18 protein-coding genes are annotated in these 19,334 nt (G+C 45.7%); 11 read left to right on the forward strand and 7 right to left on the reverse strand.

From position 1 onward, the window contains the following. Nucleotides 1-27: 27 nt before the first annotated feature. A complete protein-coding gene (locus H6H02_RS03195; protein ID WP_190814601.1) occupies nucleotides 28-405 on the reverse strand; it encodes a Mo-dependent nitrogenase C-terminal domain-containing protein in 378 nt (125 codons plus the stop codon). 914 nt (nucleotides 406-1,319) lie between these two features. Here H6H02_RS03195 and H6H02_RS03200 point away from each other — a divergent pair. After that, a complete protein-coding gene (locus H6H02_RS03200; RefSeq protein ID WP_190814603.1) occupies nucleotides 1,320-2,177 on the forward strand; it encodes a WecB/TagA/CpsF family glycosyltransferase in 858 nt (285 codons plus the stop codon). A gap of 61 nt (nucleotides 2,178-2,238) precedes the next feature. Here the strand turns inward: H6H02_RS03200 and H6H02_RS03205 are convergent, their stop codons facing one another. From H6H02_RS03205 to H6H02_RS03215, 3 genes are all read right to left on the reverse strand, one after another. Further along, nucleotides 2,239-2,655 (reverse strand): secondary thiamine-phosphate synthase enzyme YjbQ, encoded by a 417-nt coding sequence (locus H6H02_RS03205; RefSeq protein WP_190814605.1) that lies wholly within the window; start codon nucleotides 2,653-2,655, stop codon nucleotides 2,239-2,241. A 15-nt stretch (nucleotides 2,656-2,670) separates the two neighbouring features. Then, complete coding sequence (locus H6H02_RS03210) at nucleotides 2,671-3,759, reverse strand: glycosyl transferase (protein WP_190814607.1); 1,089 nt, start codon at nucleotides 3,757-3,759, stop codon at nucleotides 2,671-2,673. A 67-nt stretch (nucleotides 3,760-3,826) separates the two neighbouring features. Beyond that, entirely contained in the window at nucleotides 3,827-5,023 is a 1,197-nt protein-coding gene (locus H6H02_RS03215; RefSeq protein WP_190814609.1) for an aminotransferase class V-fold PLP-dependent enzyme, read from the reverse strand. Nucleotides 5,024-5,414: 391 nt separating this feature from the next. On the opposite strand from H6H02_RS03215, the gene H6H02_RS03220 reads away from it, so the two are divergent. From H6H02_RS03220 to H6H02_RS03230, 3 genes are all read left to right on the forward strand, one after another. Then, the gene (locus H6H02_RS03220) at nucleotides 5,415-5,612 is read left to right on the forward strand and encodes an NblA/ycf18 family protein (protein ID WP_190415249.1); all 198 of its coding nucleotides are present in this window, start codon (nucleotides 5,415-5,417) and stop codon (nucleotides 5,610-5,612) included. Nucleotides 5,613-5,765: 153 nt separating this feature from the next. Then, nucleotides 5,766-8,111, forward strand: a complete 2,346-nt coding sequence (gene pcrA / locus H6H02_RS03225) for a DNA helicase PcrA (protein ID WP_190814611.1) — start codon at nucleotides 5,766-5,768, stop codon at nucleotides 8,109-8,111. Nucleotides 8,112-8,167: 56 nt separating this feature from the next. Then, nucleotides 8,168-8,728, forward strand: a complete 561-nt coding sequence (locus tag H6H02_RS03230; RefSeq protein ID WP_199328956.1) for a GNAT family N-acetyltransferase — start codon at nucleotides 8,168-8,170, stop codon at nucleotides 8,726-8,728. A gap of 42 nt (nucleotides 8,729-8,770) precedes the next feature. Here the strand turns inward: H6H02_RS03230 and H6H02_RS03235 are convergent, their stop codons facing one another. Next, nucleotides 8,771-10,042 (reverse strand): FGGY-family carbohydrate kinase, encoded by a 1,272-nt coding sequence (locus H6H02_RS03235; RefSeq protein ID WP_190814613.1) that lies wholly within the window; start codon nucleotides 10,040-10,042, stop codon nucleotides 8,771-8,773. A 150-nt stretch (nucleotides 10,043-10,192) separates the two neighbouring features. On the opposite strand from H6H02_RS03235, the gene H6H02_RS03240 reads away from it, so the two are divergent. The 3 genes from H6H02_RS03240 (at nucleotide 10,193) to H6H02_RS03250 (ending at nucleotide 12,523) form a co-directional block, all read left to right on the forward strand. Continuing rightward, nucleotides 10,193-10,396, forward strand: a complete 204-nt coding sequence (locus tag H6H02_RS03240; RefSeq protein ID WP_190814615.1) for a ChaB family protein — start codon at nucleotides 10,193-10,195, stop codon at nucleotides 10,394-10,396. Between the two features lie 257 nt (nucleotides 10,397-10,653). Continuing rightward, entirely contained in the window at nucleotides 10,654-10,830 is a 177-nt protein-coding gene (locus tag H6H02_RS03245) for a hypothetical protein (RefSeq protein WP_190814617.1), read from the forward strand. A 43-nt stretch (nucleotides 10,831-10,873) separates the two neighbouring features. After that, entirely contained in the window at nucleotides 10,874-12,523 is a 1,650-nt protein-coding gene (locus H6H02_RS03250) for a hypothetical protein (RefSeq protein ID WP_190814619.1), read from the forward strand. A gap of 100 nt (nucleotides 12,524-12,623) precedes the next feature. Here H6H02_RS03250 and H6H02_RS27505 read toward each other — a convergent pair whose 3' ends face one another. Then, nucleotides 12,624-12,749, reverse strand: a complete 126-nt coding sequence (locus H6H02_RS27505; RefSeq protein WP_277922505.1) for a hypothetical protein — start codon at nucleotides 12,747-12,749, stop codon at nucleotides 12,624-12,626. Between H6H02_RS27505 and acs the strand changes: the two genes are divergently transcribed. The 3 genes from acs (at nucleotide 12,748) to H6H02_RS03265 (ending at nucleotide 17,291) form a co-directional block, all read left to right on the forward strand. Continuing rightward, nucleotides 12,748-14,721, forward strand: a complete 1,974-nt coding sequence (gene acs / locus H6H02_RS03255; protein WP_190814621.1) for an acetate--CoA ligase — start codon at nucleotides 12,748-12,750, stop codon at nucleotides 14,719-14,721. The two genes, H6H02_RS27505 and acs, sit on opposite strands and share 2 nt — an antisense overlap. 191 nt (nucleotides 14,722-14,912) lie before the next feature. Next, on the forward strand, nucleotides 14,913-15,776 hold the full coding sequence (locus tag H6H02_RS03260; RefSeq protein WP_190814624.1) for a tetratricopeptide repeat protein: 864 nt from the start codon (nucleotides 14,913-14,915) through the stop codon (nucleotides 15,774-15,776). Nucleotides 15,777-16,367: 591 nt separating this feature from the next. Beyond that, a complete protein-coding gene (locus tag H6H02_RS03265) occupies nucleotides 16,368-17,291 on the forward strand; it encodes a nucleoside hydrolase (protein WP_190814626.1) in 924 nt (307 codons plus the stop codon). 163 nt (nucleotides 17,292-17,454) lie between these two features. On the opposite strand, the gene H6H02_RS03270 is transcribed toward H6H02_RS03265, so the two are convergent. Continuing rightward, on the reverse strand, nucleotides 17,455-17,799 hold the full coding sequence (locus H6H02_RS03270; RefSeq protein WP_190814628.1) for a hypothetical protein: 345 nt from the start codon (nucleotides 17,797-17,799) through the stop codon (nucleotides 17,455-17,457). A gap of 471 nt (nucleotides 17,800-18,270) precedes the next feature. On the opposite strand from H6H02_RS03270, the gene H6H02_RS03275 reads away from it, so the two are divergent. Then, entirely contained in the window at nucleotides 18,271-19,314 is a 1,044-nt protein-coding gene (locus H6H02_RS03275) for a hypothetical protein (RefSeq protein WP_190814630.1), read from the forward strand. The last annotated feature ends 20 nt before the right edge of the window (nucleotides 19,315-19,334 follow it).

A 19,334-nucleotide genomic window follows, 5' to 3' on the forward strand; every position in this document is an offset into this window, starting at 1 on the left:
CTTTTTTAAGACGCCTGAGAAGGAATCTTAGCAGTATGCGGTGACATCTTCTCCACATTCGTCTGCTAGATAGCACAGCGCCCGGAAACGTAGGCTTACTACTTCTTCGTAAAGCGGATTCAGCTTGCACATTGGCGGAATGTGAAACAGGGTGCGACCAAACACTTTGACGTCGCGCTCAAAGGGGCACTGGGAAGGGATCAACTTGCACAGGCGATGAGCGAGTGCGCGATCGCGCACTTGTATGTTGTCAATCCACTCGCGTAGAGGTTGCAGGAAGTTCAACTGTTTCCCTGCTTTCATGGGTTGTTGAATTGGGGATACCTTTTGGGAAACCTCTTCTTGAGGCATCCAGAACCAGCTTGTCAGGGAAATATTTTTTACTGTATACTGGGATACATTCATGATGCTTCTCCTGTGTTAGACCGTCAGACTTTCAAAAAACCTAAATTTAACTGCCTGTCCTTTATCTACAACTGCGACTCTGCTTTTACCGGATGCTGGCTGTGGAATTTGAGCGTTTCTAGAAACTTTAATCGTTAGACCTACTTATCTAAGACGCGCGATCGCTATTTTTTGTTCTTTGCTCATCCCCTTAAGGGAGCCACTTCGCTTTTCGATAACACCTGATGTAGAAACAGCATGGGAGTGATGCAGTTAACTTTACAGGGGCAGTAGTTGGTTCATCTCAAATGCCGGTTTGACAGACAAAAGGCTTCTGAGAACCTTCTGTTATCATCCTCTCTAATTTCTTGTCTATCTTGCGTGAGGAACATCACTGAATATTTGTGAGTGTCCTCTGGAGGTTTCAGTGATTACACGTATATATTGCCACTGCACTCTCGCATAAACTTGTCTGCATAGAGGCTGTAAGGTATGTGGTTGCTTTGCTTTCGGCAAAAATGTCCCTAGACGCTTCGTGGCTCGATCGCTTACTAACTTTTTTAGAGTCAGAGCCCTTTATTTTTATCTTACAACGATAAAATAGCCAATCATTGATAATTATAAGGAGGGGTGAAAGACGATGAAAGAAACTAGCCAAGTTAGGTAAAACCTTTTTTTCACCTATCGGTTTTAATTCAGCAATTTTGCTGATGAAATACGAAATAAATTTAGCTAATAATTTACTGAATTAAAGGGGGGATTAAAAACGAAAGTTAAAGCATGAAAGCTACAGCTAATTGATTTGGCTTTCGCAAAACTTCTAAAGAGTAAAATTTAAAAACATTAAAAGTATATTTCAGGAACTTACGTCCAAAGTTATACAGTAAAGGTAAATTATGATAGCTCTACAAAATATATGTGAGTTCAAGGTAAAGATGAACACCCGAACTTTAACAACCTCTCCAATTAAGACAAATATATTGGGAATTGGAGTCAGCCGCACTAAATATAAAGAATGCACAGACTTGATTATTCAAAGTGCCCAATCACGGCAATCTTGTACTGTTGCAGCAGTCAATGTTCATAGCATTACCTCCGCTTATCTTGACCCAGATGGTCATGGCTACCAACTCAATCAATTTACTCTGGTTGCCCCTGATGGTCAGCCGGTGCGTTGGGCGCTCAATCTTCTTCGTAATCGTGATGAAGAGATACTTAACGAGCGGGTGCGGGGTCCAGAGCTAATGTTAAATATTTGCGAACAAGCTGCTGCTAAAGAAATCAGTATTTTTCTATATGGCTCTACGGAAGCAGTTCTGGAAACTTTACAGAAGAATCTACAAGAAAAATTTCCCAGCTTGATGATTGCCGGAACCATTTCTCCTCCATTTCGCTCTTTAACGCCACAAGAAGATGCGGCATACACCAAACAAATTCAGGAATCTGGCGCGGGAATTGTATTTGTTTCTTTGGGTTGTCCTCGCCAAGAAGCATGGGCTTTTAATCATCGCCATCAGCTAGACTGTCCGTTGGTTGCTGTGGGTGCTGCTTTTGATTTTCATTCTGGCAACATTCCTGAAGCTCCATTCTGGATGCAAAGCCTGGGTTTAGAATGGCTTTTTCGCTTTTTACATGAACCAAAACGCCTATGGAAGCGCTATTGGTTACTTAATCCTCTTTATTTGATTCTCCTGGCTTTACAGCTGCTCAAATTACTTCCTGTCGATCAAGAATCAACTGTAGAAGTAGAAACTAGCAACGTCGAGCGTCGCCCAGAAGCAATCAATCGCTAGTTAAAAAATGGTGTACCTGTTGCGGATTGAAGTCAATAGCGATAATGAACCTTCATCTAGCTTAGTCACCCGCGATGTGAACAACGATTTCTCGATAATGACCGCGCTGCCGATGTTCCCAAATATAGATTCCCTGCCAGGTTCCCAATAGCAATTTACCGCCAGCGATGGGGATTTGTTCAGAAGTATGAGTCACAGCAGTGCGAATGTGAGCTGGCATATCATCAGGGCCTTCCGTACTGTGGAAGTAGCGATCGCTTTCTGGCGCGAGTTTTGTTAAAAAGTTCTCTAAATCTTTGAGAACATCTGGATCGGCATTTTCTTGAATCAGCAGACTGGCTGAGGTATGACGCAAAAACAGGGTGCAAAGCCCAGTCTGTATCCGCGAATCTGCAACGATCGCTTGAACTTTGGGCGTGATTTTGTATAAAGATTTGCCGGGGGTTTGAACGGTAAGTATCTGTTGGTAATGAGTCATTGCGGCTCGAAAAAATTAACGGTTTTGGAAATAGCTGACGACGGCACGGGCGATCGCTTCGGTTCCATCTGTCGCCACCATCTGAGACTGATGGGGTGGAAGCATTGGTTGATGGAGAAACTCCCAGTTGCTTTGGAAGAAATCAGCAGGGTTTAGAATTTGATGATAGGTATGATTTTGGATGCCTTCAAGCAGCAGAGGCGCTTCGGCAAAGCCCTCTCGTGTTAGTGTCACAATGGGTATTCCCAATCGCAAAGCTTCAGCAAAAGTGCTGTATCCAGGTTTGGAAACTACGCGCCCACATACTGGCATAAAATCGACTGGGCGGTAAGATTGGTCTGTAATTTTTATTAGATTGGGTAAATCGGGTGCATTCCGGTCAAAGGTGATAAATTGCCAATCGGAAAACTTCAGCAAATTGTCGTAGGGAATTTCTTGTAACCCCAAGCCACCGAAGGTGAGCAAGATGGTTCGCTCGGTCGGTGTGGTGATTCCCCATTTAGATCGTAGGGCGTCTGGGCTGTGGCGGGGAGTGCCGCCGGTTAAACCGACATCGACGATCTGGGGGAAAGCACTCATCGATTCGTGGAAGGGCAAGCGAAACAAGCGATCGCATTTTGCATAACATTCGCTGATCCAATCCGCAACTGCAATAAACTCTCCTCCCCACGCGCGATAGATAAAGTCCCAGCCAAAATTACTCAGCATCCAGCAAGGAATCCCAGCAGCTTTGCCGATTGACGCTGCCAGTGGTGGAATATCTGCCAAAATCAAACCCACTCGGTTTTGACGAATAAAGTTTACTTCACTTGCAATGATAGATTTTTCTTGGGCGCGAATTTGTTGCACTTTTTCCAAAGTCGCGGCTTTATCCATTGCGAAACTATCAGCTTGCACAACGCCGATATCAAAACCACGAGGGCGATGAATAAAATCCCCTGAAATATAAGATTCTAGTAACCAGCGGGGTGCTGTTGTTACCAGAATCAGCAGAATTTCCGGATACATTTGTTGAACTGCCGCTGCGACGGATGCCGCTCGGACTGCATGACCGAAGCCATGATTGGTGATAGCGATGTATAAAATTGGGTGCTTAGCAGTCATTAGTCAGTAGCCAGTCGTGATTAGTCATCAGTCTAGTTGCCAATTCCTAAGGTCTAATGACCAGTAACTACTGACTCAATTTTTGAATGGCTTCAACAAGTTGGTCAATGTCAGATGGCAGGGTGAAATAGTGAACGCAGGCGCGTACACAGTCGGGATTGCGGATTGTCCGAACCAGCAAGTTTTGATTTTCTAAAGATTGTACTAATTGCTGGTGATTGCCCCCGCCTGAAAGCTGGAAGGAGACAAGACCGGATTCTGGCGGTGCATTTCGCAGACATTTGATGTGAGGAAGTTCGGCTAAACGTTGCCAGAGATATTGGCTCAAATCTAGGATTTTTTGGAAGCGAGATTCTGGTGTTCCCCATTGCTGATGAATCGCGATCGCTGCCCTAAGCCCAGCATAGAGAGGATAGGCAGAAGTCGCTACTTCATATCTTCGCCCATCCGGTTGCCAGCCAATTGGTTGACCGGATGAATTGGCAATAATGCTGCGCCAGCCGATAAACGTGGGGTTCAGGCTTTCTAAAGCTTCCGGTCGCACATACAGACCACCGACGCCTTCTGGCCCGCACCACCACTTGTGACCCGTGAAAGCATAAAAATCAATCCCTAATTCTGTCAAATTTAATGGCATTGACCCCACGGATTGAGCTGCGTCCACCAGAATTCTGATGGGGTGATTCTCGGTGGAATGGTTGCGGCAGGCGGCAGCAATTTCAGCCAGCGGCAAGACTTGACCCGTGTTCCAGAGGATATGACTCAGCACTACCATTCTGGTCTTGGGGCGCAGATATTCTGTAATCGCTGTTACAGGATCGCCTTCATTCAAAGTTCCCATCAGCGGGCAGCAGGATACTTCGATGCCAAAGCGCCGTTGGAGTTCCTGCACAGTTGCTACAATGCCTGGATGTTCGCAGTCAGAAATTAGCAGATGGTCTCCGGCTTGCCAGTCCATGCCCCATAGAGCAATATTGCAGCCGACGGTGACATCTTCAGTCAGGGTAATGGTTTCGGCAGGAACACCCAGGGAAGACGCGATCGCAACTCTAGTTTCCGTTGCCTCCCGTACCACCCAACTCCCTACCTCATTGGAAAACGGCCCCACACGCTGCACGTATTCATAGGATTGGAAAATAGCATCCAATGCTGCTTGGGGCATTGGACCTTGACCGCCATAGTTGAAATACGCTTTATTCACTAGAGCTGGAAATTGCTGCCGATGGTGTTCTAGCAGCGTTTGTCCTGGAGAAATGCTCGTCATAGTATCAATATTAGACTTCACTTGAACAAGGAATCGTCACTTCGTAGCTTTGCTGGATACGGCAGCGGAGGCGTTGCAATTAGTTATTGCTGTGACCGTTGCTAGATCATGTTAACTTATTTAAAAATTCCCATAAATCCGGTTTTTGGACTTGACAAGTTTACAAGAGCGTGAATTTAGTTTCACGAAGTCTCTGTCTCAGATTTCCCTTGTATGCAGGTTACAAAATGGCGTTGAGTGTCGGTTAAGTTGCTGTGCGTCTAATACCAAGTTTTCTTGTTGATGCTACACAACATTTAAAAACCAGTCATTTCCCTAGTCAATAACAAACAACAAGGGAGAATCAAAAATCGGTTCAAAGTTCATCTTATAACGAGTAAAGGAACTCGCTATGAATCAGCCAATTGAATTATCTTTAGAGCAAAAATTCAGTATTAGAAGCTTCTCAGACCAAGTGCAAAATATGTCCCGCGAACAAGCACAGGAATTTTTGATTATGCTGTACGAGCAAATGATCGTCAAAGAAAATATGTACAAGTCCTTTCTGAAGCACGAGTGGGGACTTGATTCAGGCAAAATGTCTGCATGAATCTTATCCGTAGTGCCACATTCGGGATGAGAAGTTAATGCTGGGCGATCGCACTCTCTTTAGCGAGGGACGGCAATGGTGGTCAACCAGGTTAGGTAGTATGGGATAGCCTTGCTAAAATACGCTCTTGCGTCGCATCCCTCCAGTTGAACCATGACCACCACTACTGACTTCCTTAGCCACCTCAACCCCTCCCAGCGCCGCGCTGTTGAGCATTTCTGCGGGCCTTTGCTGGTTGTTGCCGGTGCTGGTTCCGGCAAAACGAGGGCGCTGACTTATCGGATTGCCAATCTCATTTTGAAGCACCGGGTCGATCCGGAAAATATCCTGGCGGTGACTTTTACCAACAAAGCCGCACGGGAGATGAAGCAGCGGATGGAAAAGCTGTTTGCCGAACAGCTTGCTGAAAAAGAATATGGGAAGCCGCTGACAGCGTTACCAGCGGATGAACAGACGAGATTGCGATCGCGCGTTTACAAAATTTACATCAAAGACTTGTGGATTGGGACTTTCCACAGTCTCTTCTCGCGTATCCTTCGATACGATATCGAGAAATATCAAGACGAAAGAGGACGCAAATGGAGTCGCAATTTTTCAATATTTGATGAATCCGACGCCCAAAGTTTGGTGAAAGAGATTGTCACCAAACAAATGAATCTGGATGAGAAAAAGTTTGAGCCGCGTTCGGTTCGCTATGCCATCAGCAACGCCAAAAATCAGGGATTTTCCCCCAAAGAGTTTGAGGCAGAACAGGCGAATTATCGCGGACGAGTAATCTCGGAAGTCTACAGTAAATACCAAGATAGATTGGCAGAAAATAACGCGCTTGACTTCGACGATCTAATTGCAATTCCGGTAAAGCTATTTCAGCAAAATGAGCAAGTCTTAGGTTACTGGCATCGAAAATTTGGTCACATTTTGGTGGATGAATATCAAGATACCAACCGGATTCAGTACGATTTGATTCGCCTGCTGACGACGAACGGAGAAACTAGGAAGAATGAGTGGGATTGGAAAAATCGCTCAGTTTTTGTTGTCGGTGATGCGGATCAATCCATTTACTCTTTCCGCATGGCAGATTTCACCATCTTGCTAGAATTTCAAGAAAACTTTGGGGATGGTTTGCCGGATGACGATACGCGGACGATGGTGAAGCTGGAGGAAAATTATCGCTCTAGGGAAAATATTCTCCAAGCGGCAAATAAACTCATTGAAAATAATACTCAGCGGATTGATAAAATTCTCAAAGCGACACGCGGGGCAGGCGAACAAATTTTTTGTCACAAGGCTGACAACGAGATTGCAGAAGCTGAATTTGTCGTGAATCAAATCCGCAACCTGAAACATAAAGATCCAGAGCTAGACTGGGGGAATTTTGCGATTCTCTACCGCACGAATGCTCAATCTCGTGCTTTTGAGGAGTCCTTGGTGCGTGCGGGTGTCCCCTACAACATTGTTGGGGGTTTAAAATTTTATGACCGCAAAGAAATTAAAGATGCGATCGCGTATCTGCGGCTAATTGTGAATCCAGCAGATGCGCTGAGTTTGTCGCGAATCATTAATACTCCGCGTCGCGGTATTGGCAAAGCAACCTTGGATGCGATCGCTGGTGTCGCCCAAGAATTAGGCGTATCGATGTGGGAAATCCTCAAAGACGAAACCTCCGTCAAGACTTTAGCTGGACGTGCGGCGAAGTCTATCAACAGCTTTGTGCAGATGATTTGCCACTGGCAGCTACAATTGGACACTCTGCCAGCTTCGGAAATCGTGCAGGGAGTGATGCAAGATTCTGGTTATATTCAGGATTTAAAAAGTCAAGGCACCGACGAATCGCAAAACCGATTGGAAAACGTTCTTGAACTCAAAAACGCCGTTCTGCAATTTGAGGAAGAAAACGAAGATTCAAGCTTAGAGAGTTTTCTCGCCAGTGCTTCCCTATCTTCTGATTTGGATGACGTGAAAGAAGAGCGATCGCGCTTGTCATTGATGACGTTGCACTCTGCTAAAGGACTAGAATTTCCAGTCGTCTTTTTGGTAGGAATGGAGCAAGGATTGCTTCCTCATAACCGTACTCTCAACGATCCGGCGCAGCTGGAAGAAGAACGTCGCCTCTGTTATGTAGGCATCACCCGCGCTCAAGAACGACTCTATCTCACCCATGCCCGCGAACGTCGCCTCTGGGGTTCCCGCGAACCAGCCATTCATTCTCAGTTTCTCAAGGAGTTACCCGCAGATTTGCTGAGTAGTAATTTACCCAAAGCAACTGCTAATAGTCGCGCTGGTATGGCGTCAACATCTCCGAGACAGACATCCAATGGTGCCAACAGTCTAGGGCAGAATTGGAGCGTGAGCGATCGCGTCCTCCACAAAGCCTTTGGTGTCGGTCAAATTACTAACATTTTCGGGCAAGGAAACAAAATAACTCTCGCCGTGAAATTTCCTGGCATTGGTATAAAAATCATCGATCCTAAGATTGCCCAACTACAACGAGCGGAATAAATAGTGAGGAGAGCGGATTGATTCATTCAAAACTCAAAACGATTGAGATTTGAGCCGTGAGTAAAATCACTCCAAAAGAATACCACTCGAAAACTGGAAATGTTGTTACAGTTCGGAGTGCCTTGATTGAGGATGCAAAAGCTCTCGTTGATCTTCAATTTTCAGTTGCTCAAGAAGGCAAGTATATGGTGACTGAGGCTGAGGAATTTGACTTAACCAAATCGGAGGAAAAAGAAACAATTGAACAACATTCTCAGCAACCAGGGCAGCTTTACTTGGTGGCTGAGATTGACAACACAGTTGTCGGATTTGTTGAATTTGAGAATGGCAACCGAAGACGCACCTCTCATAGCGGGATACTCTCCATTTTTGTTTACCGAGAATGGAGAGGAAAAGGCATCGGCTCGTTTTTGCTGCAAGAACTGCTTGATTGGGCAGCGAATGAGCCGCTGATAGAAAAGGTAACTCTTGCAGTGTTCGCTACAAATCGCAGTGCGATCGCTCTTTACAAAAAATTTGGCTTTGAAGAAGAAGGAAGATGTCCTAAAGATATGAAATTAGCCTTAGGTAAATATATCGATACTGTATTGATGTACAAATTTGTAAAAAAAATGTAGAGACGCAATATATCGCGTCTCTACATAATAAAGGAAAGATGCTCACTTGATATCGAGTCCGCGCATAGCTAATAATGCCGAACCATACGCAGCGGCTGTGTGCATTGGCGGAACAATTGGCACTTGTAGATAACGACCACGAATTTTTGTCCAAGCGGGATTTTTCGCCCCACCTCCAGCCGTATAAACACGAGTTAGAGGAGTGCTACCGAGTTGTTGTAAAAGTTGGTATCCCCGTGCTTCAATACGGGCGATACTTTCGAGCAAACCGTGTAGAAATTCTACTGGATTATCGGGACGGGGTTCCAGCCGTGGCGGTAGATGGGGGTCGTTAATCGGGAAGCGATCGCCTTCTTTTAATAAGGGATAATAATCAAGCTGGCTCTCTTTTTCTGCATCTATCTGATTGCTGAGACTTTCTAATTCAGCATCGGTGAAGAATTTTCGTAGCACTGCACCGCCAGTATTAGAAGCACCACCCACTAACCACAAATCCCCCAGGCGATGACTGTAAATTCCGTATTTTGCATCATCTACGCGAGTGCGACTTAACAGCTTCAGCACTAGCGTTGAACCGAGGGAGGTACTCGCTTCACCGGGAGACTTGGCACCGCTAGCAAGAAATGCCGCAATACTATCCGTGGTGCCAGCATATACTAAGCAATGTTTGGGTAATCCAAAGTTAGTAGAAATTTCAGGTTTTAATTCAGCAACAGGTGTCCCTGGATCAATAACTTCAGGAAGATTAACAGGTAAATCAAGATTTAATAACCACTCTGGATAACACAGATTTTCAACATCGTAGCCTAATTTCAAAGCATTGTGATAGTCACTTATGCCCAGCTTCCCATGTAATAAAAAGGCCAGCCAATCTGCCTGATGAAGGAAGTAATAATTTTGAATTGTAGGAGTAGAGCCTTGTACCTGCCCTAAATTTTGAAGGAACCACAAAAGTTTGGCGAGGCTGGAGGTAGCGCTTAATACCGTGTGATTTGGGGGAGCAATTTTCCTTAGCCTTTCCATTACTTCCACCCCTCGCGCATCATTGTAGAGGATAGGCTCAGCAACAGGTTTACCGGGGTGATCGCACAGCAGCACCGTGGAAGAAGTTCCATCGATAGCGATCGCTTTAATTTCCCCACGTACTTCCAAAGGGATTTGTTCAATCAAGGAAAACAAAGCTTTCTCCCAGCTTGCAGCCAATGCTGCTTCCTCAAAGGGATATTCCGCCTCAGCTTGGATTGTCCCATCCGTGTGAATTGCGACGGCTCGTGCGCCAGAAGTGCCAAAATCAATTCCGAGGTAGAGGTTCATAATGAGATTATTGACTCAGGTTTTAAAGAGACTCAAGTTATTTTATTCGCTGTCTCTATTCAATTAAATTATTAAAATAAGTCTTTAGAGATAGGAATTTCAACTAAGAAGATTGCAAGTTAGTATTACATGAATCAGGTGAGTAAATTTATGCCTTATAAACAAATTGATGAATTACCAGATTCGGTAAGAAATCACCTACCCAAGCACGCCCAAGAAATTTTTCTCGCTGCCTTTAACAATGCTAACGAAGAGTACAAAGAGGAAGAAACTGCCTTTAAAGTTGCTTGGAGTGCAGTAAAGCGGGACTACGAAAAGGGAGATGATGGGAACTGGCATAAAAAGCCGGAATAGATATGACAAAAATAAACTCAGGTTTGCTGGGGTGGAGCGTATGGGGAGCTTTTTCCAGGTAAATCAGTGGAATGCGCGATCGCTATCACCCTTGCGATCGCTGTGTAGAAAATAACATCAACTGATTTATCGATGCGATCGCCTCCGGACGCAAGCTGAAGCCGCTCAGCAGCAAGCCAAAGCTGCTGCTACCCTAATAGCGAGCTGGATTAGCACAGAAGCAGCACGACTAGCGGCGAAACTGCGCGAGTTAAAGATTGACTTGGACACCTGGGTTGACGAGCTGGGTTCATGATGTGGAAAGCGATCGCTTCGCGGCTTCTCTTGTGAGTAGCAACAGCGAACAGCACTGCATGCAAACGCAATCGCAGTGGAAAGAGATGCGATCGCGCTTATTAACATCTGCAAACAACTCTGGAGTCCCGATCCTCTAATGGGTAGACAATAGTGCTTCATACCCAAAGTACAGAGGTCACAATGTCTGAACCCACAAGAAGTCCCCAACCAATCATTTTGATTCGAGGTTTTGGCGGACTCGACGTTTCCGACGAGAAAAAAGACACTTACCAGCGATTCAACGTTGGCACTGTTTACCCTCAAAAACAAGGTGAAAACTATATCTACGAGGGGCTAATTTTGCGGTTTATGAAGTCGAACTGGAAGTACCAAGACACCACCAACGTCGTCGGGTACTACGGTAAAACTTATCCCTACGAACCGCTGCTGCCTGAGAAACTGAAGCGCTCCACGGATAAGGATATCGTGGGAAAATTTATGCGCTTGAAGGAGCTGGGCTATTTTTCTGGCAATAAAATCATTATCGACCCCGGTATGGCGCTACATCTGCTGGAAACGGTAGAACAACCCTGGCAAACTCTCTGGGTATTTCGTTACTACGACTTGGACGAGCGAAAATTCAACGTGTATGGTGAAGCTCTAGTTCGCTTAATCGACTTTATTCGGGAACTCACAGTCCAAAAGGAAGGCTTTAAGCCCAAGGTGAATATCATTGCCCATTCAATGGGTGGACTCATCGCACGCGAGGCAGTTCAACGCACTTATCCAACCTTTAAGAAACAGAAGGCAGAGGATTACATTAACAAAATTGTCACCCTCGGTACGCCGCACCAAGGCATCAGTTTTCAAATTCTCAAAAATTGGATCAATATTAGTGCGGAAGATGAGTTAAAGCATTTTAATCCTGATTTTCAAAAAGACCCTAGAAATGATGCGGCTTTCGTTAATTTTCACAACTATTTTCCCGGAGAACGACTGCTAACAGTGGTTGGAACGAACTACCGTAGTTACGACACCGCGATCGCATCCAGGTTAAATCGCGCCTTCTCTCTAGAGGGCGAGTATGGGGCAAACTACAATCGCAGCGATGGTTTAGTTAAACAAACTTCGGCGCAAATCCCTGGCACACCGCGCACTTTCGTCCACAAGTGCCACGGGGGCGACGACTCGCTGATTACTTCACGAGAAGCGTTTGAAGTGGCAACCCGCTTCTTTTTCGGGAATGTGCGATCGCGTCTGCGCTTGGTGAAGGGAAAAGTCACTCGTGGTAAGGATTTCTTCGGCAAGAGCGAATTTTTTCTGGGCGTTTCTATCAAGCCGCGTGGCGTAGACTTCGAGCTTTTCCATCAAAGTAAAGATGCCGAAAATTGCTATGGCCCCTTTAGTCAAGTTGACCCGCTTGACAAAAATGTTAACTTCTCGGAAGCCAATCAGAATCTAGGCTTTCCTTGGGCAGATAATAACAAACTCATCTGGCAAGGGTACCTCGACACGAAAAAGAGCCTCACTGCCAAAGACATGGTGCTGCGCGTAGAATTTTACATTGGTGAACGCGATCTTTATGGGTTTGGTTTCTCGGACAACAAGATTTTCAACAAGCAATACTACGTTCGTGCCTTGCTACCAAACGATCTACAGCCCAACCTGAAACTCTACCTCCATGCCGATGAGCAGTTTATGCGAGAAGGCTTCCAGCCTTCGCCGCAGGAGGAGATGCAGAAGGTGAACGGCGGCTGGCAGTTTGATGTCAGAGAAACCGGGTTTGAGGGAACCTTCCGCATCGAACTGGATAAAATTCCCGAAAATGGTCAGCCAATCCCGTTTGTATAGGCAATTCTTGTTACCTTTCCTCAACCTCTCTCCAGCATGGGAGAGCTTTTAATTGTCCTCCTTCCCTCGTAGGGAAGGGGATTAGGGAGTTAGGTGTGTCTTAAGTAGCGATCGCAGAGTGGGGGCTGAGGACAGTTTGCTTTTCTTTACGAAACTCACAACACTTTTGGTCGGATCTACCTCCAGAATGGTTTTGAGTAACAACGCCGATTACAGCAACCATCATGTCTCAGCCCACGATAGAATCCATCCTTCAAGAAAAACGCTTATTTCAACCACCGGCTGAATTTTCACAAAAGGCACATATTAAAAGCCTGGAGGAATACCAGCAACTTTATGACCGCGCTAAAGCTGACCCCCAGAAGTTTTGGGCGGAACTTGCAGAACAAGAGTTGCACTGGTTCCAGAAGTGGGATACGGTGCTGGATTGGCAACCGCCATTTGCTAAGTGGTTTGTCGGTGGTAAAACAAATATTTCCTACAACTGCCTGGATAGGCATTTAACTACCTGGCGCAAGAACAAAGCCGCTTTAATTTGGGAAGGGGAACCGGGAGACTCGCGCACCCTAACTTATGCCCAGTTGCATCGGGAAGTTTGTCAATTTGCGAATGCGTTGAAGCAGTTAGGGGTGGAAAAAGGCGATCGCGTCGGGATTTATATGCCGATGATTCCGGAAGCCGCGATCGCGATGTTAGCTTGTGCCAGAATTGGTGCAGCCCACAGCGTCGTTTTTGGCGGTTTCAGTGCCGAAGCTTTGCGCGATCGCTTAATCGATGGACAAGCCAAAGTAGTTGTCACCGCTGATGGCGGTTGGCGCAAAGATGCGATCGTTCCCCTCAAGGAGCAAGTTGATAAAGCTTTAGCTGATGGCGCTGTCCCTAGCGTGCAAAATGTCCTAGTTGTCAAACGCACTGGACAAGAAATTTATATGCAGACCGGGGGACGCGACCATTGGTGGCATGAGATGCAGCCAACTGTCTCCGCCGATTGTCCAGCCGAACCGATGGATAGCGAAGATTTGCTGTTCATCCTCTACACCAGCGGCAGCACGGGCAAACCGAAAGGCGTTGTGCATACCACTGCTGGTTACAATCTCTACACCCACATGACCACCAAGTGGATCTTCGACCTTCAAGATACCGATGTCTATTGGTGTACCGCTGACGTAGGCTGGATTACCGGACACAGCTACATTGTTTATGGCCCCTTGTCCAACGGTGCCACTACTGTAATGTACGAAGGTGCGCCTCGTGCCTCGAATCCCGGTTGTTTTTGGGATGTGATTGAAAAGCACGGTGTCAACGTTTTTTATACCGCACCAACTGCAATTCGCGCTTTCATCAAGATGGGCGAAGAGTTACCCAACGCCAGAAATCTCTCTTCCCTGCGATTGCTGGGAACGGTAGGCGAACCAATTAACCCGGAAGCGTGGATGTGGTATCACCGCGTTATTGGTGGCGAAAAGTGTCCGATTGTCGATACCTGGTGGCAAACTGAGACGGCTGGCATTATGATTACGCCGCTACCAGGGGCAATTCCCACCAAACCCGGTTCTGCTACTCTTCCCTTCCCTGGAATCCTCGCTGATATTGTGGATTTGGAAGGCAACACAGTCCCCAACAGCGAAGGCGGCTATCTAGTAATTAAACATCCTTGGCCTGGGATGATGCGAACCGTCTACGGCGACCCAGATCGCTTCCGCCGCACCTACTGGGAACACATCCCCCCGAAGGATGGGCAGTATGTCTACTTTGCTGGAGATGGTGCCAGACGCGATGAGGATGGTTACTTCTGGGTGATGGGGCGGGTGGACGATGTACTAAATGTGTCAGGACACCGCTTAGGTACGATGGAAGTGGAATCCGCTTTAGTTTCTCACCCTGCCGTTGCTGAAGCTGCGGTAGTGGGTAAGCCGGATGAACTTAAAGGGGAAGAAGTAGTAGCCTTTGTTACTTTAGAAGGTACGTATAGTGCCAGCGAGGAACTGAGTAAAGAACTCAAAAAACACGTTGTAGCGGAGATTGGCGCGATCGCGCGTCCCGGTGAAATTCGCTTCACCGACTCCTTACCCAAAACTCGTTCGGGTAAGATTATGCGGCGACTGTTGCGGAATCTCGCTTCTGGTCAAGAAGTCTCCGGCGACACCTCTACCCTAGAGGATCGTGGCGTGTTGGATAAACTCCGAGAAGAAGCGTAATTTTTTTAAAGCAAAGGTACGTCAAGGTAAACGCAGAGTTTTGCAGAGAATTTCCTTGGCAAACCTTTGGGGTAAGGGCGGGTTTTAAACCGCCCTTACTGCGTACCTTTGCGTTAAAAAAAGTGTTGGTAGACATTGCCTAGTTGACAATTAAACTATCTTTAAGGTGGACTATTTTGGCATAGATTTTTATGAAGCTAAAAAGCCACTTGAAGCCAGCATTTATTCAACCGCTTACCTGCATTAGTCTAGGCATCCTTGCGGGAATCGGCATATCCCCTGTAGTTCTGGCTGAACCGATATTCCCAGGCGATCCGATAATAGATCAATCAGTTTTCTCTAACCCTCACCCTCCTGTCTTCAAGGACGGGACTCTAGAAATTGATCACCGTCCTCCAAGACCCTGCCGAACTGGTGACGACATCAAGCTAGTTATAAAGATAGGAGGAGGGGGAGAGCGAGAGCGCCGATACAGACCGCGCACGGATCTAGAACAGCAAGATTGTGAAAGATTGCGGCAGGAACAAAAGGCGAGAGAAGAGGCGAGACAAAGACAGCGAGAGGAACAAGCACGAAAACGGGCAGAAGAAGTGCGGCAGCTAATGCAGCAATGGAGTAACCTCTACAGTGCCAACAAATTGTCTGAGGCAGAGGTAGTCTTTAGCAAACTCATAGAAATGCACCCAAATGACGCTAGTCAGTATTACCAGTCAGGGAAAGAACTGTATGGTCAAGGCAAAGCCGAAGCAGCGATAATTATATATCAGCAAGCGATTCGCCTCAATCCTCGTCATGCTGTAGCTCATAACGCTATTGGAGTTATCAGAGCAAGCCAAGGTCGATGGGAAGAAGCCATTGCAGAGTATCAGCAAGCGCTTTCGATTAATCCTGACTATGCTGATGCGCTGAAAAATCTGGGACAAGCGCTGTGGCAACAAGGTAAGCGGGAAGATGCGATCGCTTCCCTAGAAAAAGCCAAAAAACTATATACACAACAGCGTCAGCCTTACGAAGTTAACCAAGTCGATTCGCTTTTGCGGCGGATGAGTGGATAGTAGAGTAGCGCAACGCTGAATTAGAATTTAAGGAGCGCGATCGCGCGTCAGGCGAGAAATTCGCTTTACCGACTCTTTACCCAAAACTCGCTCCGGTAAGATTATGCGGCGATTATTGCGAAATCTCGCTTCCGGTCAAGAAGTCTCCGGTGACACCTCTACGCTAGAGGATCGTGGCGTGTTGGATAAACTCCGAAAAGAAGAGTAATCCATAGGAAGCGATCGCTTACAGCTAACTTTCGATTTGCGCGATCGCCTCCACCACCGAAAATCCAGTGCGATCGCGCTGGAAAATGTGAAATTCTCTCTAGCCAAAAAAGTATTCTGCAACACTTCCAATTTAGAACGGTGACGTTCTCAAAAAACTGTACCAAGAAGTATAATTATTGATTTTTAACCCAAATTTAACTCGTATTCAGAGGTTTATTTTGAATGCAGTTACGTTATTTTTTTTAACTTTTTAACTTTTTGAAATGCTTGCACTCATCAAGTAAATTTCAAACCTATTAAATAGTTTTACAGAACTAAGGAATGTTTTGAGAATCAAGGATGCGTTATACCTAATTCTGACCCTAATTGAGGCGGACATTTATGCCCAAACAACTGGTACTCATGGATCATGATGGCGGTGTTGATGATTATCTCGCCACGATGCTGCTGATGACAATGGATGGCATTCAGCCACTCGGCATCGTTGTGACGCCAGCAGATTGTTATGTTCAGCCAGCCGTGAGTGCCACGTGCAAGATTTTAGATTTGATGGGACGTTCAGAAGTGCCAGTGGCAGAAAGTACGGTGCGAGGAATTAATCCATTTCCGCGACTATTTCGCCGCGATTCGTTTGTGGTCGATCATCTCCCAATTCTTAATGAACGGGAAACAATTCAGACACCACTGGTGCCAGAAACGGGTCAAGAATTTATGGTGCGATCGCTCCAAGCTGCACCCGCACCCGTCACACTGATGGTAACTGGCCCTTTGACAACAGTCGCCACTGCACTGGATATGGCACCGGAGATTGAAGGGAAAATCGAGAAAATTGTTTGGATGGGAGGTGCATTGAATGTTCCTGGTAACGTTAGTCGCGATATCGAACCAGGACAAGATGGTTCGGCTGAATGGAATGTTTATTGGGACCCTATTTCAGCAAATCAAGTTTGGCAAACCTCAATCCCCATCGTACTTTGCCCGTTAGACCTCACTAACAATGTGCCCGTAACTTCAGAAGTAGTGCGCCAATTAGGTAAACAGCGGCGTTATCCTATTTCCGATTTAGCAGGGCAATGTTATGCGCTGGTGATTCCTCAAGATTATTATTTTTGGGATATTTTAGCTACAGCTTATCTTGCCCATCCGGAGTTTTATGAAGTGCAAGAAGAGGAGACAAGAATTGTCACGGCTGGCATCAGTCAAGGACGAACCACAGTGGAACCTGGTGGAAGGAAAATCGGGGTGATGCAGAAGGTAGATAAGCAGCAATTCTACGATTACATTTTGCAGCAATGGGCGCGTTAAAGAAAATTTTATTAAATAAAGATGTAGGTAAAAAAAGGTAGGCTCTTGACAGTTCAGCGTTTGGAATTCTTTGATTTTTCCTCTCCAGCCATATAAAACAGTAGAGACGCGATTAATCGCGTCTCTACTCATAAATAGACGATTTGGTAACAATCAGCTTAACTTAAAAATTAATTCTTCCCTCATTGAGCAACTTGTAGCCGCCAGCCAAAGCAGCAAAGCCGACAAAGAAGTTCCAGAGGCTAGTTTGTCTTAAAATAACGCCACCGCTCATAAAAACTAGCACAATTCCTAAACCCAACAAAAATGCTCCAAAGGTGCCCGTTTCTCTTCTAAAAAACATCAAACAAATCACACCGCCCATAATGGCTAAAACGGAACCCATTGCTGGTAAGTTCCGCCAATAGTAAGGGAAGTAGTGACTAGCAAAAATAATATTTTTACCTAAAAAGTAAACTCCAGCCAGAAGTAGGATGAATCCTATTAATTTGATGAAGAGTCTAGTCATAATTTTGGCTATGGTTTCTCACTAAAGTTATTGTATGGAGCCGATTCAATGCCGCAATCCTTAGTTTTGCCGAACTCTTATCTCAGGTTGCAACTTCTGGTAGAGGAAATTACTTAAGCCTAACACTACGTAATAGCTAGCCAGAATAAAAAAATCGTGCAGAACCGTTCCCTGGACAAGGAAATCAAGGAATTTATGAGAATCGTTGATTTAAGTTAACATTCGTAAATATTTGTTCTCCGATTGTCAGAAATCAGTAAGAATACTGAATACTCAATCTTAATTAAAGAATTTGTATAACTTTTGTGAAATGTTGGTAAAATACAAAACTATTTTGAAGTTTTGTATTTTTAGCAACAGATCCGGATGACCCTACCGTGTGTTTGCTTGATTTTTCCCGATTGAGAATCCTTGGCTAAATTGCCTTGGATGGCTAAATTTCCCTTTTTTTTAACAATTTTGGATTTTGTGATGACTCCCTCATTGGCATCTGCTCAGGCTAAAGTTCAGTCTCCTCACGTTGCAATCCGCAACTCATCGAAATCGAATGTTCATTCTCTGGCAGCACTGTGGGCACGAAAATACTATCGTGCGGTTACAGTAGACTATGATGCCGAGCATCTGAGACAAAATGAATTTTTAAAAGAAGTAACGTCCAAGGAAGGTCGAGCTTGCACAGCGAACAAGCTAATGCAAAACCTGACTTTGGCGAGTGCCAAAGCCTGGACTAAGACAGAAACGCTGTTATCAGAGGAGATTCGGCGTCACGGTATCAATCCCGACTTAATCAATCCCTTAGAAATTGCTGCTGATACTCGCTACTTATTTCAAAAAGTTTTGAATGGTTATGCTGACCGAGCTACAGCACAACGAGTGTCAGTGATGGCAGGTACTGACTTTGGGCAGGTACGCGACAAATACACCAACGCCGATCCCCGTGCCATCGGCTTTGTAAGTATGCAGTTTCATTACACAGGTCAGATGTTACTGGAGTGGCTTTCGCCGCCAGAGAAAGCGCTGTGGATGCCGTACTTAAAAATGATGGACGATCATATGTATATGCCGCTACGAGCTGCCTACTCAGCAGCGGCTGACTATGACTATGATTCTCCAGTTCTAGCCGCAGTTCAGCATCTTCTACCGATTAGTAGCAAAATTGCTGAAACGGTTTGTAATCAGGTTTGCCGCCTACATTCCAACCATCGCACCTACAGTGGATCTCTGAGCGAAGCAGTCGTCAGAACCGCCAGCATTCGCGATGCTGAGATGTTTCAGGTTTATCTGTGTTTATGCGTTTTGGAACATGATATCCGCTCCGTACAGCGAGAACTGTTTCCTTTATGCGTGATGTTATATCCTCGCTTAAATGTGAGCTGGAGATTGGTACAAGATATGCTTCAGGCGATGGGTTGGGCAATGCATACCCATCTGAGCGCTGATGATATGGCAATCTTGTTACCTTATCTACGGACGATGACGGAAATGTTTTCTCTGGAAGTGTTTCAAGGCGGCTGAGGTGATAAGGAATTAGTGAG

This window comes from Coleofasciculus sp. FACHB-1120, from assembly GCF_014698845.1.
Lineage (GTDB): Bacteria > Cyanobacteriota > Cyanobacteriia > Cyanobacteriales > FACHB-T130 > FACHB-T130.